Here is a 15,682-nt window from a genome sequence, read left to right as displayed (position 1 = left end):
TGCAATCCTGGTCTCAAGTTATTGGAGAAGTTTTGCCAGGATCTGTTTCCGGTTCGACGTTCCCGTCTTTTCGGTTACGCCGATAGGTCGCGCGCTCAGCGAAAAACCGGGCTGTCTCTCCACAGCGTTCCAGCCGTGAACTCCGCATAGCCGAGATTATAGACGGCACGCATATAGTTGGTGTTGAATGGGTCGAGCATGGAATAGGGAACTTGCACGTCGATCGACGCGAGATGAAAATGCGCGCCCGTCAATTTCGAATAGTTGTAGAGTGCCGTCAGCGCGCTCTGTGTCTGCGATTTTACGAAGATGGAGTATGCCCTTGCGATCACGGACAGCGTTTTATCCGGCGTGACGGAAAATTCCGGCATGAGCGCATTGTTGACGATTACATAGAGGTCGACACTTCGGCGTTTGCTCGCCAGACGAGTGCTGCTTGTCAGCAAAAACTGTGGAAACGTCAGGATCTGAGACGCGGAGCCTCCATCTGAATGCATTTCCTCGAAATGGCGTCCTCCCGACTCGGCTTTAATCATGACCGCCGGATAGACGCCTGGTATGCTTGCGGAGGCCACCATGATATCCTGAAATAGTCTCAGTGTATCTGGCCGACCAGTGTTGGCTATGACGCCCATGTTCCATACGACGGCGCGCTGGGTGTCGAGGTTGGTTGTCAGGATAAGGAGGCGACGGCCTTTCCGGTGTTCCGCTGCAACCTGCTGCAAGATCGCCGGGGTAATAACGCGTTCGACCATTCGTCTCAATGGACCGGCTCTCAGCAGGCTCCGTCCAAACAATCCGCCGGCCCGTTTGCTTCGGACAAGGTCTTCGGCGATGCCGCTTGTGTAAAGATGGATCAGGGTCTCGTCATAAGCCGATCCCAGAAATGCCAAAGGCGCAATCAGGGCTCCGGTGCTGACGCCAGTGACGACATCGAATTTCGGGCGGGTATTTTCGGCGCTCCATGCGGAAAGGACACCGACGCTGAAGGCGCCGCCTGCGCCGCCGCCTGAGATCATCAGAGAATTGAATCTGCTCCGCTTGATCGCGGGCGCCCAGTCGACGGTATTTCGGGGAGCTTCGTCGAGGCGGACGTCGAGATAAGACCGTATTTCGCCATAGCCGGCGATCGAAGCTATTTCGGCCTCCTTCGCATCAAGAGCCCTGTCCAGCGTCTGCATGCATCCGGACAGGATGAAGGCGGTCGCAATCAGAGAGGTTAGTGCCCGCATCAGGCCGGCTCTTAAAGGCGCGGCCATTCCGACAGTCCATTACCGGGGCACCTCGCAAGGATTGGCAGGACGCGCAGGCGGCATGGGGCCGCCTGCGGGGGATATACGTCCCGCGGCCTCATTCCGGGGGAGGGAACTTGACCGAAGAGGTTGCTGAGAAAATCGCCAATCACTGCCGGTATCCGGCGCAAAACCATCTGACCAATTGCTCGCCGAGAAGGGATCATCGCTGACCTTGCCCTCGCTTCAAAAGCTCGGGCTTGAAGGCGATCGCTGCGTGATCGTTGGATGCATGCGGTTCTTCGACGGCGGTGTCCGAATTCGGGCCGGTGCGGTGCAGGAGGCGTTTGAGCGCCTCATGTAGGTCGTCGATGAAGGTGAAGATGACAGGGATGACGACGAGGCTGAGCAGCGTCGACAATATCACCCCGCCGATCACCACGATCGCCATCGGCTGCCGGAAACTGGAATCTCCCCCTGTCAGGCTGAGAGCGACCGGAAGCATGCCAGATGCCATGGCGATGGTGGTCATGACGATGGGCCGCGCGCGCTTATGGCAGGCATCCACGAGGGCGTCGAACCGGGACATGCCCTGACGGCGTGACATGATCGCGTATTCGACGAGAAGGATGGAGTTCTTCGTCACCACACCCATGAGCATGAGCAGCCCGATGACCGCCGCCATCGAGAAACTGGTTCCCGTCATCACCAGCGGCACCAGCGCGCCACCGAGCGAGAGCGGCAAAGCCATCAGGATGGTCAATGGCTGCAGGAAGTCATGAAAGAGCAGAACCAGAACCGCGTAGATGCAGAACACGCCGATCGCCATGGCAAGAGCGAAGCTCTGGAACAGTTCTGAGCTGCGCTGAAGTTCGCCCTGCTCGACGAGGGTGACGCCCGACGGCAGATGCTGGAGCGCCGGCAGAGCCTGTGCCTCGCGATTGACGTCGCCGAGGATGCGGCCGTTGAGTTCGACGGAAAGGGTGACATTGCGCATCCGGTCGATGCGGTCGATTTCGGAAGGGCTGCCGCCGATCTTCACATCGGCGATCGATCCGAGATCGACATTGCCGTTCGTGCCCGCCACCCGCATGCTCTTGATGTCGTCCAGATTGGTGCGCGTCTCGGGGCTGAAGCGGACGACGATCGGAATCTGGCGCTGCGGCAGGTTGAGCTTCGGCAGGTCGGCCGAATATTCTCCATTCGTCGCCACGCGCACGGCTTCGGCGATTGAGCTCGACGTCACGCCGAGCGCTGCTGCATGGGCAAAATCGGGCGTGATCTGGATTTCGGGCGCCTGCCTCGCCGCGGTCGACGTCACTGCTCCGATACCCTGCAGCGTGCGGAGCTGTTCCTCGAGCGCCGTGCTGGCGCTGTCGAGGACATTCGCATCGTCGCTCGCCAGCGTGATATCGAGTTTCGTGCCGTTGCCGCCGCTGCCGACCTCCACGCGTACACCGGGGAGGATGGAGAGCGCCTGGCGCATGTCGTTTTCGATTTCCGACTGCTTGCGATCGCGATCGCCGATGGGCGACAAGACGGCGACGATCGTGGCGGAGCCGACATCGCTCGTCGTGTTGCTGTCGGGGCCGCCGCCCGAGGATGCGGAGCCGACGGAGGAAAAGACACGCGTGACATCATTGAGTTTGCCAACGATATCGGCTGCCTTCCTCGCCGCGTCGTCGGTCTGCTCGATCGTGGCGCCTGGCTGCATGGTGAGCGTAATCTGGGTTCGCGCGTCGTCGGAAGCGGGCAGGAAGCCCGATTTCAGCAGGGGAATGGTGGAAAGCGAAAGGGCGACGACGATGGCGGTCACGGCGAACGTCGTTTTCCGGCGGTTCATGGCGGCTTTCACGACTGCCATATAGGCGCGCATGATACGGCCGTCCTTTTCCTCCTTAGGATGGGCCTTCATGAAATAGGCGGCCATCATCGGCGTCAGCAGGCGCGCGACGACCAGCGAGGCGAGGACGGCGACGGCGGTGGTGATCCCGAACTGGCGGAACAGAAGTCCCGGAATGCCGCTCATGAATGCGGTTGGAAGGAAGACTGCGACCAGCGTGAAGGTGGTTGCGATGACGGCAAGCCCGATCTCGTTGGCGGCTTCGAGGGCGGCATCGAGCGGCCGCTTTCCCATCTGCAGATGGCGGGCGATGTTCTCGATTTCGACGATGGCGTCGTCGACGAGGATGCCGACCACGAGCGACAGCGCAAGCAACGTGATGATATTCAGGCTGAAGCCGCAGAGGTACATGACGAGGAAGGTCGGTATGACAGACAAAGGCAGCGCCACGGCCGATAGGATCGTTGCCCGCCAGTCCCGAAGGAAGAGCCAGACGACGATGATCGCCAGGATCGCACCCTCGTACAGCATGTGCATCGAACCATTGTAATTCTCGATGATCGGTCCGATCGTGCTGTAGGCGTCTTCGATCTGCACGTTGGAATGCTTGGAGGCAAACTGCTTGATCGCTGTGTCCACGTCGTCAGCGACACCGCTGTCCGAAAACCCGTTCGAGCGCTTGATCTCGACCGCGACCACCGGTTTGCCGTCGAGATAGGCCATCGAGGATCGTTCGGCGAAACTGTCGGTCACGGATGCTACCTCGTCGAGGCGAACCTGCTGGCCGTTCGCCAGCGGAATCCTGAGCGCCTTCAGCGCCTCGACAGATGGCAGGGCGCCGAGCGTGCGCAAGGTCTGACGGGTGCCGCCGATTTCGCCAAGCCCGCCTGACGTATCCGCCTGCACGGCCTTCAGCTGCGATGACACGGTTGCCGCAGTGACACCAAGGGACACCATCGTCGCGGGGTCGAGATCCACATGAACCTCACGGTCGATCCCACCGATACGGTTGACTTGCCCGACCCCGGGCACCGATAGCAGCGCCTTGGTCAGATCATTGTCGACAAACCAGGAAAGTTCAGTCTCGTTGAGAGTGGTCGAGCGGATGGCATAGGTGACGAGCGCGGAGCTCTGTACCGTGACCTTGGTGACGCTTGGGCTTTCCATCTGCGCCGGCAGATCGCCTTTGACGCTGTCGACGGCGTTGCGGACTTCGTTCAGGGCCGTTTCGCTATCTTTCTCAAGCTCGAAGGAGACCTTGATCGAGACGGTACCATCCGTAATGGTCGTAGTGATGTGGTCGAGATAGCTGAGCGAGGCGAGACTATCCTCGATGGTGCGGGCGACCTCCGTCTCGAGCTGCGTCGGTGCTGCGCCGTCGAGCGTTGCGGTGACGCTGATCGTCGGAAGGTCCATATCGGGGAAGTTCTGGATCGGCAACTGCTTGAAGGCCAGGAGCCCGCCGACGGCAAGCATCACGAACAGCAATATCGCCGGTACGGGGTTGCGGATCGACCATGCTGAGAAGTTCATCAGTTTGTCTCCGCGATCTTTACGAGGTCGTTGTCCGACAGGAACGCGCCGCCGGAGCTCACTACTTTCGAGGAGCGGTCCAGTCCGGAGACGATTTCCACCTCGCCATCGTTGCGGCGACCGGTTTCCACACGGATCCTTTGCACGCGTTGGTCCCCGCCTGATGTGAAGACGTAGCTGATGCCGTCCCGGAACACGATCGCCGTTTCGGGAACGGTCAGCGCCGGGGAGGTCTGCAGTTCGATGTTGCCGGTCACGTAAAGCCCGGTGCGCGGGCGCATGTCGGCTGGAAGGGTGACATAGACGATCGCCCGGCTGGTATCGGTGCTGACCGTCGGTCCGACAAGCCTTACCTTGCCTTCCATGGCCTGGCCGTCCGGCCCGTTGATCTCGACGCTCAAGCCTTCGGAAATGCGCGGGAGGTAGCGGGCGGAAACCTCAGCCTGCCATTCGATCCGCTGCTGGCGCACCATGCGGAACAGCTCGGTGCCCGTAGAAACGACAGCGCCGAGATTGGCGGAACGCGAAGTTATGACGCCATCGTCGACCGCGGTGATGGTCGTCTGCGCAAGCTTGATCTTCTCGCTGTCGAGTGCAGCTTCTTCGGACGAAAGACTGGCCGTCGCCGTCTGCTCGTCGGCCAGATATTCGACGATCTTCTCGTCGGAAAGGGCACCCGAAGGGCGCAGTTGCCGCGCGCGGTCGGCATTGGCCTTGGCCTTGGAAAGATTGGCCTTGGCGGTCTCGATGGCCGCCTCCTGCTTGCGAAGATCGGCGAGCACACTTTCCTGGGAAAGCCGGACGAGCGTCTGTCCCTTCGTGACCACGGAGCCGACATCGACCAGGACATCGGTGATGCGCAGGCCGCTCGTTTCGGAGGCGATGATCGCTTCCTGCCATGGTTTAAGCCAACCGCTCGCGGGAACGGTTTCAGGCCAGTTCCGCTGCGCCGGCACCGTCAGAGAAACGGTGAGCGCTGTCGAAGCAGCCTGTTCCGCCGCTGCATTGCGCAGAGGTAAGACAAGCACTGCCGCAACAAGAGCGGTGGCAAGTACTCTGGATGATTTTCTCAATGATGTACTCCTAGCGGGAAAGGTGTCTGCGTCTTTCCCGATCCGCGCCGGCGCGAGAAGGATTGCGGCTCATGTCGTGGCAATCCGATCCCGGCGTGTGTCGATGTCATGGCCGGATAAGTAACGGTGCGAACGTTAAGTGCGGTCAAGTTAGTGTTAAGTTAGGTAAAACTCAGTCGCGTGGCTGTGTTTGTGCTGTATGGCTGACCGGGATTAATGACGGACAACGTGAATGAACAAGGTTCTCCTCATCGACGACGATGCCGAGCTGACGACGCTTCTGCAGGAATATCTGGTCGAGGAAGGATATGAAGTCGCAACGGATACGGACGGGCGCGCCGCCATTGCTGCGGCTGCCGGCAATACGGTCGATATCATCGTGCTCGACATCATGATGCCGCGGATGAACGGGATCGAGGTGCTGCAGCGGATCAGGAAGCTGAGCCAGGTCCCCGTGCTGATGCTGACCGCAAGAGGCGATGACGTGGACAGGATATCGGGCCTCAATCTCGGCGCCGACGATTACGTGCCGAAACCCTGCTCGCCGGGCGAACTGGCGGCGCGGCTGCGCGCCATCCTGCGCCGCGCGGGCCAGGCGGCGGCGGGTGTGTCGACCGAGACGATCAGGGCGGGGCAACTCGTGATCCATTCCGGTAATAGAAGCGCCGAATGGCGCGGCGAGACCTTGGAGCTGACCGGCACCGAATTCAGCCTGCTCGAAGTCCTCGCCCGCAGCGCCGGCCAGCTGGTGTCGAAGCAGGAGATTTCGAAGCGGGCCTTCGGCAAGCCGCTCACGCCGTTCGATCGCCGCATCGACGTCCACATCAGCAGCGTTCGCCAGAAGCTCGGGCTGCGGGAGGATGGGCAATCCTGGATACAGTCCGTTCGCGGCCAGGGCTATCAACTTCTTGTGGACTGACCATGCCCCGGCTTTTCTGGAAATTCTTCAGGATCATCTGGCTGACTCTGGCCGCAAGCCTTGCTGCCATTATCCTGATCGTCAAACTCCTTCAGGCGGTTCCCTTCGCAAGCGAGCTGGAACATGAGCGGCGGACGCTTGTGCTCAACCTGACTGCAAATATTTTGGCTGAGGACGGCGAAGCGGCAGCTGCGCGTTTCGTGACCACAAGCGAAAAGACGCAACCGCTTGGCCTGACCCTGTCGAATCCTGCCGAGGCCGATGCCTGCGCTGAGAAGAACACGGTCACCACCCGATCCGTGCTGAAGGATGGAGTCTGCTATCGGCTTTCCGTGTCGGCTCCGGCCGGTTCCACCTTCGACAGCCTTGGCCCATTCCTACCGTGGCTCACCATCCTGGTCGCCAGCACGATCGCGGCCGGCGCGCTGGCGCGATACCTCATTCGTCCTGTCGTGCATCTGCGCGACGGCCTGAGCGCGCTCGCCCATGGCCGTTTCGACTTTCGCATCGGCGATAAGATGGCCGGGCGAAAGGATGAAGTGACCGCCCTTGCCTACGATTTCGATGCGAGCGCCACCCGGCTTCAGGAGCTTCAGGATGCGCAGCAGAGGCTGTTCCATGACGTCTCCCATGAGCTGCGCTCGCCTTTGTCCCGGCTGCAGGCAGCCGTGGGCGTCCTTAGGCAGAGCCCGGCCAAACTCGGCTCCATGCTGGATCGTATGGACCGTGAGGTCGAACGGCTCGATACGCTGGTAGGCGAGGTCTTGACACTTGCCAGGCTGACAGCGGGATCCAGCCTGCCGCTGAAGACGCAGACCCTTGATGTCATCGAACTCCTCAACGAAATCTTGGGCGACGCGGCGTTCGAAGCCCAGGCGCGGGAGGTCTCGATCACGACGGGCGTCGACGGCATATTCCGTGCCGAGGTCGAAGGCGAGCTGATCTACAGGGCGCTCGAAAACGTCGTCCGCAATGCCGTCAAACATACGGCGGAGCATTCGCACATATCGGTGTCCTGCGAGGCGACGACCAAACGTCTCACGATCCGCGTGGCGGATCAGGGACCGGGTGTCGGGCGCGACGAACTCGAACGCATCTTCCAGCCCTTTTCCCGCGGGAAGGATGCCGTGCCGAGAGGCGGATACGGCCTGGGCCTCGCCATTACCCGGCAGGCTATCGAGCGCCACGGCGGGCGCGTGCACGCGTCATTGCCCGAGGCCGGCGGCCTGGCCATCACGCTGGAGCTTCCGAGAAGACCGACGTCCTATGGCGCGGGCGGCGATGAAAGCTGATCTCGATGACGGCGGGTTTTACCTAACTTTACAGTTTCTTAACCGCCATTAACGCTGGTGTCGCTAAGCCTGAACCCACGATCCCGGTTCAGAAGGCTCGCCCGTGAGTACGTCGCTTCGCACAAGACTATCATCCCTCCGCTACGCCGCATCCGCACTGACACTTCTTCTGGCAGGCTGCGTCAGCGGCCCGGATCACGTTCCCCCGCAAATGCCGCTTCCGGCCAAATTCGAAGAGGGGGGCAACAAGAGCAACGGCAATGTCGTGACGGCCGAGTGGTGGACGGCCTATCGTGACAAGCGGCTCGACGGTCTGGTGGCCCTTGGCCTCAGAGAGAACCTCGACGTGCTGCAGGCGCTCGAAAACATCAACGCGGCTTCGGCCAATGTCACCGTCGCCGGCGCCAGCGGCCTGCCGAGCCTGAGTGTCGGCGCATCGCATACGGTGTCCGGGGAGAAGGGGCGGCTGCGCACGAGCGTCGGCACCACCAACACATCAGGCGGCGAAGCCAGCCTTTCCTGGCTGCTCGACATTTTCGGCCAGTATCGTCGCTCCAGGGAAAGTGCAATCGCCTCGCTCGGGGCCGCCTATGCAACGGCCGACAATGCCAAGCTCACCTTCCTCAAGGACCTTGTCGAGAGCTATATCGACGCCCGCTACTACCAGGAGCGCATCGCGCTGTCGCAGGCGAGTTTGAAATCCCGCCAGCAGACGTATGAACTCACGCAGCTGCAGTTGAAAGCTGGTGCGGCCTCCCGCCTCGATGTCGTTCAGGCCGAGGGCCTGGTGCAGTCGACGAAGTCGGAAATTCCAGGCCTCCAGCAGAGCTTCACGGAATCGGCCCATCATATCGCCACGCTCATCGGGATGCCGGCGTCTTCGCTGATGGAGGAGCTGCAGAAGAGCGCCGGCCAGCCGGTCTTCCGCGGCGACATCCGCGCTGGCATCCCGGCCGACCTCATCCGCAACCGTCCCGATATCCGCAAGGCCGAACGCGAGCTGGCGGCGGCCGTTGCCGATATCGGCGCGGCCGAAGCCCAGCTCTATCCATCGATCACCTTGTCCGGTTCGATCTCGCCGAGCTGGGTCAAATCGTCGGGTGCCAGCGGCGGAAGTCTGACCAGCTGGTCGTTCGGGCCATCGCTCAACCTGCCGATCTTCGATGGTGGCACGTTGCGGGCAAATGTTGATATCGAAAAATCCGATGCCCGGACTCAATATCTCGCCTGGAAGGCGGCGGTGCTGAACGGCGTGGAAGAGGTGGAAAACGCGCTGACGGCCGTTCGTCGCGATACGCAGACGCTCAAACCATTGCGCAGGCAGGTAGGGACGGCGCAGGAGTCGCTGGCGCTTTCGACGGCGAGTTACAAGGATGGCGCCTCGTCCCTGCTCGACGTCCTGGATGCGCAACGCTCGGTCTCCGACGCCCAGGAAAGCCTCGCCGCCACCGTGCAGCAGGTCGCGAAGGACTATGTCGACCTCTACGTTGCCATCGGTGCGGGTTATCTCAGGCAAGGGTCGGCCGCCTCGTGGAAACCTGCCTCCATTAGCAGCGTCAGATTCTGAACGTGGCTGGCTGATCTCTTCCGTCTCGCGGCCTCCGGCGAACTCGACGATGTCGAGTTGAGCAGAATGAGACTCAGCGTTCGGCGCAACTGGTGCGGGCCGTGGTCGCAGCCCATAGTGTATATCCGGGCCTACATCGTGTCCTGCTAGACGAAGCTCCCATGTATCGGAACCCTAACAGCAAATTCGAAATTGAATATCTCTCCTATTACGGCCGTCGCCACCTACCGGAAACGCCATTCCAACCCGGCCGAACATGTCGCTGCCCGCGTGATGTCGGACGCGATTGACGGGTGATACATAATGCGACGTGGCATGGTCCCATTACAGACCCGGCAATACAACGAGCCCTGGTCCGCTTGATCACCCGTACCTCGGAGATGGGTAGTTATGACTCAGTTCCCGATAGCTACCCCATTGAGCGTTGAGCCAAAAAACTGTTCCCCCAGTCTTCGATACCATTACAGCAAATGGCTACTTTGGGACCCCAGGGCCGAAACGCTCGAAAGGCGGTCGTGAGGGCGCGAAACCGACGATTAGCGATCTAATCTTCTATTTCCGACTGGGCGCACTGCGAAAGTGAGCGATGCGCATTCCAGCGCTCATCAGCAATGCCTATGGGACGTCCTACAAACAATCCTTGTGTTGAAAACACGACTGTAATTGGGTCACTCAACCAAGCTGCCTCAATAAAGTTCTCAAACCCGGTTGTGAGGCATTTCTCGCGGCTGACTTGATGGGAAACCAGCGGCTCTTGCGAATGGCCTTTTCGGGATAGGTGTCGGCAAGCTCGGTGACCTGAAGCAGGTGCACCGTGACACGGTAGGTGTTCAGACTGCCTTCCTTTCTATACTCGAACGAGCCGAACACAGTTCGCTCTACCGAACCGGATACGCCGGCTTCCTCGAATGCCTCCCGAGCTGCGGCCGTATCTGAGGTCTCGCCAGGATCAACGTGACCCTTTGGCACACCCCATCGGCCGTTGCGCTTGCTTCCGACAAGAAGGACCTCGAGCCGCTCCTTCTTGTTGTGCCGCCAACAGATGGCGCCCGCCTGCTGAACGTCGAGAGCCGTGTCGCGCCGGTCAGTGGCTAGCGTGGTCATGCATATCCTTCCATGCGATAAAATATCCTTGTAGTGTAAACATCAACCATCCGAACGTCCGGTGCATTATCAAGCGAACGAGCAGGAGGGAATATTGGCTGAAGAGATCGAACTTAAGCTGGAACTCGCTCCCGGCGCTGTCGAGGACGCTCTTGGGTCCGGGCTGCTTGGCGAACCGACGAGCATCCTTCAGCAAACCTCGACATATTTCGATACGACAGATCGAAAACTATTCGACCGCGGCTTCACACTCCGCATCCGGAAGACCGGAAATAGTCTCGTCCAGACAGTAAAGGCCACCGGGGAAAGCGCGTCGCTGTTTGCCCGGTCGGAATGGGAGACACCGGTGGATCGGGGCCAGCCTGTCCTCGATCATTTCAGCCCGATTGAAAACGAGTTCGGTACGGACATCGTTCTCGTGCCGAAGTTCGACGTTGAGATCGAGCGTCGCATCTGGAATTTCGACGAACAGCATTCGAAGATCGAGGTTGCAGTCGATCAGGGCGAGGTGGTCTCCGGGGAGCGGCGAATGTCCGTCCGAGAGGTCGAACTCGAACTCAAAGACGGCGATCCCGCGCGCCTGTTCATCTTTGCCCGAAAACTTGACGCCACCGCGCCTTTCCGATTCGGCGTGCGGTCGAAGGCGGAACGCGGATTTGCACTGATCGACGCCGAGCGATTGGTTTACAAAGCCGAACGCCTTCACCTCGAAAAGAGTATGCGTGCCAGCACCTCCTTCCAAACGATTGCCGAATCGTGTTTCCGGCATTTCCGCCTCAACGAAGATATTCTGCTGCGACATCGCAACCCGGAGGCCCTCCACCAGGCTCGTGTCGCTATCCGGCGCCTTCGCTCCGCCTTCTCGATTTACAAGCCGATGCTGCCCGGGGACGAGCCACAGCGGCTGAAGGATGAGTTCCGATGGCTGGCGCAGGTGCTTGGTGAAGCCCGAAACGTCGATGTCCTGCTGCCGAAGGCTAACGATGCCGATATGCGCTCCCGCCTAGATGACGCAAGGGAAAAGGCTTACGACGACGCTATTGCAGCTCTCACGTCGAGCCGCGCGCGGGCTCTCATGCTCGACTTCAACGAGTGGCTCCGGTGCGGCGGATACTTATCGCTCGTTCAAACCGCCGAGATCCGAGAACAGCCGGCGGCAGACTTTGCCCGCTCGGCACTGCAGCGAATGCGCAAGAAGTTGAAGAAGCACGGGCAGGCGCTTGCGGAGATCGACGATGAGCATCGTCACGAGGCACGCAAGGATGCAAAGAAGTTTCGCTACGCAGCCGAATTCTTCGCCGCTTTGTTCGACGACAAGCGCGGTGAGCGTCGCCATGAAAAGTTTATCGCCTTGATGGAGAGTCTACAAGATGAGCTCGGTGCGCTGAACGATCTGGTGACCGGCCCCGACGTTCTGGAAAAGCTCGGTCTTTCCGATCATCCGGCTCGGGACAGCATGGTTTCGCACGCGGACAAGTCGAGTCTGATCGATGCCGCCCAGATCGCACTGGACGAGGTCATCGATGCAAAGCGGTTTTGGAAATGAACCCAGCTTCGTGAATCAAAGAAATCCTAGCGTTATTTCGGACAGGGAGGCTTCGGAACCCGTTGCCCACGCTATTATCGAACAGTGCTCGCGTGCAAGAGCTGCACATGATTGTCAGCGTCGTCGGAAATCCTGCGTCTGCACCTTTATCGCGTGAGGCATGGTTCAGACGAGCCGACGACGTGCAATAACTAATCACACTCGCGAGAATTGCGTAAGCATGGGAACCTTCGATCGTTCAAGGGAGGGGCGGCATCATGAGAATTCGCGAGCTACTGGTAGGGGCGCTGGCTGTCCTGCCATCTGCGGCATTGGCATCTCAATCGACCACAATTCCTGAAATCCAGGGTGCGGGCCATTCTTCGCCGCTTGACGGCAGAATGGTTCGCTTTGAGGGAGTCGTCACGCAACTGCGGGATGGTAGTTTCTACATACAGGACCCGGTCGGCGACGGCGACGACATGACCTCTGACGTAGTCGGTGGACTGACAATCGGCTTATTGGAAAACCTGGCGGAGTTCGTGGACGGTCAGTACCTGCATATCGGCAACATGTATTCGGTCGCACCGTTCTATGTCCTCAGCGATTGCGATACCTGCTGGCTGTAAGCCGTCGCCCGCATGGCAAGCCCCCAGCGCGAATAGAGGAAGAAGACAAAGAACAGCCCCATGACGGCAACCGACAGGACAAGGCTCAAAACATAGGCGGTTTCGACTTTCGGACCGGCAATCGAAACAAACTTGCGGAATTTCACATCGCCTGTCACCAACGCCCCGTGCAACTGGAAAACACTCTTTGCCAGATCCACCCCGATCATCGTATCCTTCATCTTGCCGTCTTCTCCGTCCTGTGGCCTACACCACATCATCTTGGCACATTGCGATGCCGTTAGGGGAGGACGGCAACCACCCCATCTTGTTCTGACCCCAGGATAGACCTCCAATAGGCCGGGGCAATGCACTTCTTTCGTGAGCAGTCCGTAACCGCATCGCTCGAATCCGGTCCTGAGATCATTGCTAAGCGTACAGAGAGTTTTTTTGGAACTTTTCGAAGCACCAGCGAACGTCACTTCGCACGGAAAAAGCAATTCGTTCATCGAGTGTGATTACGACGATTTACGAATACTCGCACGCCAACCACCTGCAAGACAAGAACGACCATGCTGGCTAGTTCGGGAGCGCAAAGGCGCGCCCATGGCACAGAACTCGTTGCAGCAAACCAATCGGCGCCTAAAACGAAGGGCCATACTTCAGGAGAGCGCCATTCATCATAGGTAGATACGAACGCTACAATTCCAGAGGCAATTGCAGGCGCAACCCAGGTCCACTTGCCTAACCGTGAGCCCGGCTCTGATGCTTGCCGCCGCGCGAGCGCCGATTGCGCTCGCAAACTGGCTGCGGAACACGCCATCGCCAGCACGAACAGAAATCCACCTGATGCGTCCACGAAACTCTCCCAAAGACCGCAGAACGCGATTGCAGTGTCGCCTACAATGCTTTCCCACGTTAACGGGTCTGAGCCAAAGCCGCCTGGCGACGCTATCGCGGTGGCCAGATGAGTGAGTAGGTAGCCAATCTGGTAGAGGTTGATGCGCGGAAGCGTACTTGCAAGGCAAAGAAAGACCGCTAGCCAGGTCGTCGTGCGCCAAGAGAGAGGCGCGCATTGTGAAAGCGCGGCGGACACGGTCATGCCGACGGTCGTGACGTGGGCCACGACGACGACAGCGGAGACAAGCATGTGATCAAACGCGCCTCCCGCAAGCAGGGGGGTGTATGGATTTAACGGAAGCAGAAATGGCAGTGCGAGCGACAGTGCGAAATAACGGAGTTTCGGCGTGGCTAACCTTGCAGTGTCGTTCAGGAGAGCAACCCGCTCCGAATTGGATACGTGCGTCAAATCGGGCGAAAGGATGGAGTGGCGAATTTCAGCGAGTGAGGAACTTTTGACGTCGGGATCTTGAGCAAGAGAACGCGCAAAACCGGCGAGCCCATTCGTCCAAATGCCTGCGACTGCATCAGCGCGAATTTCTATGAGTGCCGTAATTAGCGCCGCCTGTCGCCGAATGATTAGGTTTGCGAGGGAGGGGATCAGCAGTACGAGCGCGGCGAAGGCGACAACAGATACCTCACGCCAGGGCAGGGAATTCATTTGGGCGCCGCTGGACTCCACTGCAAACACGATTCCTGCCACGACCGCCGTTGTAACCACACCGGCCTTTGTTATGTTCAACACCAGACGCGCAGCCGCCACGATGCTTTCCATGGGTCGCAGACGTCGTCCGTCGCGAAAAGCCAAATGAGCCATCTCGTGTGCTAGAATCCCGATTGCCACGGCATCACGCCGCACTGCGCGCTCCCAAAGCGCGGAACTCACTTGGATTGCCCGAGAAGCACCACTCTCACTCGCGCTGGCCAAGACATTGAAGTTTGAAAACCACATTACGAGCGGTGGGTTTTGGCGCTTCTTGGGTAAGAGACGCCAAAGTTCTGCAACTATTTGGTTCAACGCCTCTCCTTGTCGACCACTCAGCGGGTGCAAACGACGTTCCCTTGAGAAATATTCTGAACTGCGACACATAAAGAACTGCGCGCCGCTAACACTCAGTGAAACGATGCCGCTCGCAACCAAGAGGGTCGACCACTTGCTCTCGGCCCAACTGCCAATCCATTGCAGGTTGGCCGAAAGCTCCCCCATCAAGTTGGCTACAATATACAGGCAGAGGGCAAGCAGCGTTGCTGGGACGAGGACGATGCCCGTCGGCAGAACGACCAGCCACAGCAGGACGGTTTGTGCTGCGATCTCGATTGAAGAGGCTTCGACAAGAGCGTTGGATGCGGCGTCCACCTCTGAACAACGCGCTGCATCAGTCCTTGGTAACTTCATTGGCCATTGCCGGCTGGTTCAGCGCTGCTATCAGTCCCTCCGTTTGTGATTGCGAAAGACCTTGCTTGGCCGCTTCTGCTTCGAGGATCGTCTCATACAATGCTCTGCTGTCGTCACCAGGCGTTGACCAATGTTGCTTTATGAACGCGCTCACCTCTTCTGCGGTCACGTCTGCCAATTTGCCCGCGGCCTTGTCCGTGAGTTTTTTCAAATAGGCTGCCCAGAGTTGTTTACCTGCTTCAATGAGAATTGGGATTACGACAGCACCGATGATTTCGGCGCCGAAATCTCCACCCCTACGATCAAAGCGGCGCATTGCATCTAGCTCGCTTTCAAGATCGCCACTGTGTTGAGCTTGTCGAGCAAGATCATCCAAGGAGAGAGCGTCTATCTCTCGATGGGCGCTTCGGAGCGTCGCCCCTGCGAGCCACATCGCGAATTTGTCGTCGTCTTTCATGCTTGTCCCTCCACTATTGCTACAGGAGTGCCTTCTGCTTCGTAATGCGAGGCCTCGGGTCGACTTCGGGTCCCAGTTGTCTTTCTGAGAATACTAATGTAACTTAATGTTGCGTAGATGGGGAGATACGACCATGAAACTTTTGGTATCAGTTTTCCTATTAGCGGCGGTGGCATCGGGGGTGTCGGCCACAGACTCAAGAGAGTGGGCTACCTCACCCAAGCTTGTCTTTA

12 protein-coding genes are annotated in these 15,682 nt (G+C 59.3%); 5 read left to right on the top strand and 7 right to left on the bottom strand.

Translation table 11 applies throughout. The features are described from left to right. Positions 1–95 precede the first annotated feature (95 nt). From QA644_RS33835 to QA644_RS33825, 3 genes are all read right to left on the bottom strand, one after another. Positions 96–1,232: a patatin-like phospholipase family protein gene (locus tag QA644_RS33835; RefSeq protein WP_283074282.1), complete on the bottom strand. Its 1,137-nt coding sequence runs from the start codon at positions 1,230–1,232 to the stop codon at positions 96–98. Positions 1,233–1,455: 223 nt separating this feature from the next. Continuing rightward, the gene (locus QA644_RS33830; RefSeq protein WP_283074281.1) at positions 1,456–4,608 is read right to left on the bottom strand and encodes an efflux RND transporter permease subunit; all 3,153 of its coding nucleotides are present in this window, start codon (positions 4,606–4,608) and stop codon (positions 1,456–1,458) included. Then, positions 4,608–5,681, bottom strand: coding sequence for an efflux RND transporter periplasmic adaptor subunit (locus tag QA644_RS33825; protein WP_283074280.1), 1,074 nt, complete (start codon positions 5,679–5,681; stop codon positions 4,608–4,610). The genes QA644_RS33830 and QA644_RS33825 overlap by 1 nt, the downstream gene beginning before the upstream one ends. Before the next feature lie 232 nt (positions 5,682–5,913). On the opposite strand from QA644_RS33825, the gene QA644_RS33820 reads away from it, so the two are divergent. The 3 genes from QA644_RS33820 to QA644_RS33810 all read left to right on the top strand — a co-directional run bounded on the left by QA644_RS33820 (position 5,914) and on the right by QA644_RS33810 (position 9,459). Beyond that, positions 5,914–6,600, top strand: coding sequence for a response regulator (locus QA644_RS33820; protein WP_283074279.1), 687 nt, complete (start codon positions 5,914–5,916; stop codon positions 6,598–6,600). A gap of 2 nt (positions 6,601–6,602) precedes the next feature. Beyond that, positions 6,603–7,892, top strand: a complete 1,290-nt coding sequence (locus QA644_RS33815) for an ATP-binding protein (protein ID WP_283074278.1) — start codon at positions 6,603–6,605, stop codon at positions 7,890–7,892. A 103-nt stretch (positions 7,893–7,995) separates the two neighbouring features. Next, entirely contained in the window at positions 7,996–9,459 is a 1,464-nt protein-coding gene (locus QA644_RS33810; protein ID WP_283074277.1) for an efflux transporter outer membrane subunit, read from the top strand. Positions 9,460–10,131: 672 nt separating this feature from the next. Here QA644_RS33810 and QA644_RS33805 read toward each other — a convergent pair. After that, positions 10,132–10,563, bottom strand: a complete 432-nt coding sequence (locus QA644_RS33805) for an NUDIX hydrolase (RefSeq protein ID WP_283074276.1) — start codon at positions 10,561–10,563, stop codon at positions 10,132–10,134. A gap of 94 nt (positions 10,564–10,657) precedes the next feature. Between QA644_RS33805 and QA644_RS33800 the strand changes: the two genes are divergently transcribed. Together QA644_RS33800 and QA644_RS33795 are read left to right on the top strand one after the other, a co-directional pair. Further along, positions 10,658–12,109, top strand: a complete 1,452-nt coding sequence (locus QA644_RS33800) for a CHAD domain-containing protein (RefSeq protein ID WP_283074275.1) — start codon at positions 10,658–10,660, stop codon at positions 12,107–12,109. Between the two features lie 257 nt (positions 12,110–12,366). Next, the gene (locus tag QA644_RS33795) at positions 12,367–12,717 is read left to right on the top strand and encodes a hypothetical protein (RefSeq protein ID WP_283074371.1); all 351 of its coding nucleotides are present in this window, start codon (positions 12,367–12,369) and stop codon (positions 12,715–12,717) included. Here the strand turns inward: QA644_RS33795 and QA644_RS35305 are convergent. The 3 genes from QA644_RS35305 to QA644_RS33780 all read right to left on the bottom strand — a co-directional run bounded on the left by QA644_RS35305 (position 12,681) and on the right by QA644_RS33780 (position 15,449). Beyond that, a complete protein-coding gene (locus QA644_RS35305) occupies positions 12,681–12,938 on the bottom strand; it encodes a hypothetical protein (protein ID WP_349254151.1) in 258 nt (85 codons plus the stop codon). The two genes, QA644_RS33795 and QA644_RS35305, sit on opposite strands and share 37 nt — an antisense overlap. A gap of 263 nt (positions 12,939–13,201) precedes the next feature. After that, positions 13,202–14,992 (bottom strand): hypothetical protein, encoded by a 1,791-nt coding sequence (locus QA644_RS33785; protein ID WP_283074274.1) that lies wholly within the window; start codon positions 14,990–14,992, stop codon positions 13,202–13,204. Continuing rightward, positions 14,973–15,449 (bottom strand): hypothetical protein, encoded by a 477-nt coding sequence (locus QA644_RS33780; RefSeq protein WP_283074273.1) that lies wholly within the window; start codon positions 15,447–15,449, stop codon positions 14,973–14,975. Before QA644_RS33780 ends, QA644_RS33785 begins: the two co-directional genes overlap by 20 nt. Between the last annotated feature and the right edge of the window lie 233 nt (positions 15,450–15,682).

It is taken from the genome of Rhizobium sp. CC1099, assembly GCF_029714385.1.
Taxonomy (GTDB): domain Bacteria; phylum Pseudomonadota; class Alphaproteobacteria; order Rhizobiales; family Rhizobiaceae; genus Rhizobium.
The sequence above is the reverse complement of the archived record's forward strand: the minus strand, read 5'-3'. Positions and strand labels throughout refer to the sequence as shown.

What these genes read in the sequence shown, in the direction of transcription:
- QA644_RS33830 (WP_283074281.1), bottom strand. Translation starts at nt 4,608, where the DNA reads ATGAACTTCTCAGCATGGTCGATCCGCAACCCCGTACCGGCGATATTG.
- QA644_RS33815 (WP_283074278.1), top strand. Translation starts at nt 6,603, where the DNA reads ATGCCCCGGCTTTTCTGGAAATTCTTCAGGATCATCTGGCTGACTCTG.
- QA644_RS33785 (WP_283074274.1), bottom strand. Translation starts at nt 14,992, where the DNA reads ATGAAGTTACCAAGGACTGATGCAGCGCGTTGTTCAGAGGTGGACGCC.
- QA644_RS33795 (WP_283074371.1), top strand. Translation starts at nt 12,367, where the DNA reads ATGAGAATTCGCGAGCTACTGGTAGGGGCGCTGGCTGTCCTGCCATCT.
- QA644_RS33805 (WP_283074276.1), bottom strand. Translation starts at nt 10,563, where the DNA reads ATGACCACGCTAGCCACTGACCGGCGCGACACGGCTCTCGACGTTCAG.
- QA644_RS35305 (WP_349254151.1), bottom strand. Translation starts at nt 12,938, where the DNA reads ATGAAGGATACGATGATCGGGGTGGATCTGGCAAAGAGTGTTTTCCAG.
- QA644_RS33780 (WP_283074273.1), bottom strand. Translation starts at nt 15,449, where the DNA reads ATGAAAGACGACGACAAATTCGCGATGTGGCTCGCAGGGGCGACGCTC.
- QA644_RS33820 (WP_283074279.1), top strand. Translation starts at nt 5,914, where the DNA reads ATGAACAAGGTTCTCCTCATCGACGACGATGCCGAGCTGACGACGCTT.
- QA644_RS33835 (WP_283074282.1), bottom strand. Translation starts at nt 1,232, where the DNA reads ATGCGGGCACTAACCTCTCTGATTGCGACCGCCTTCATCCTGTCCGGA.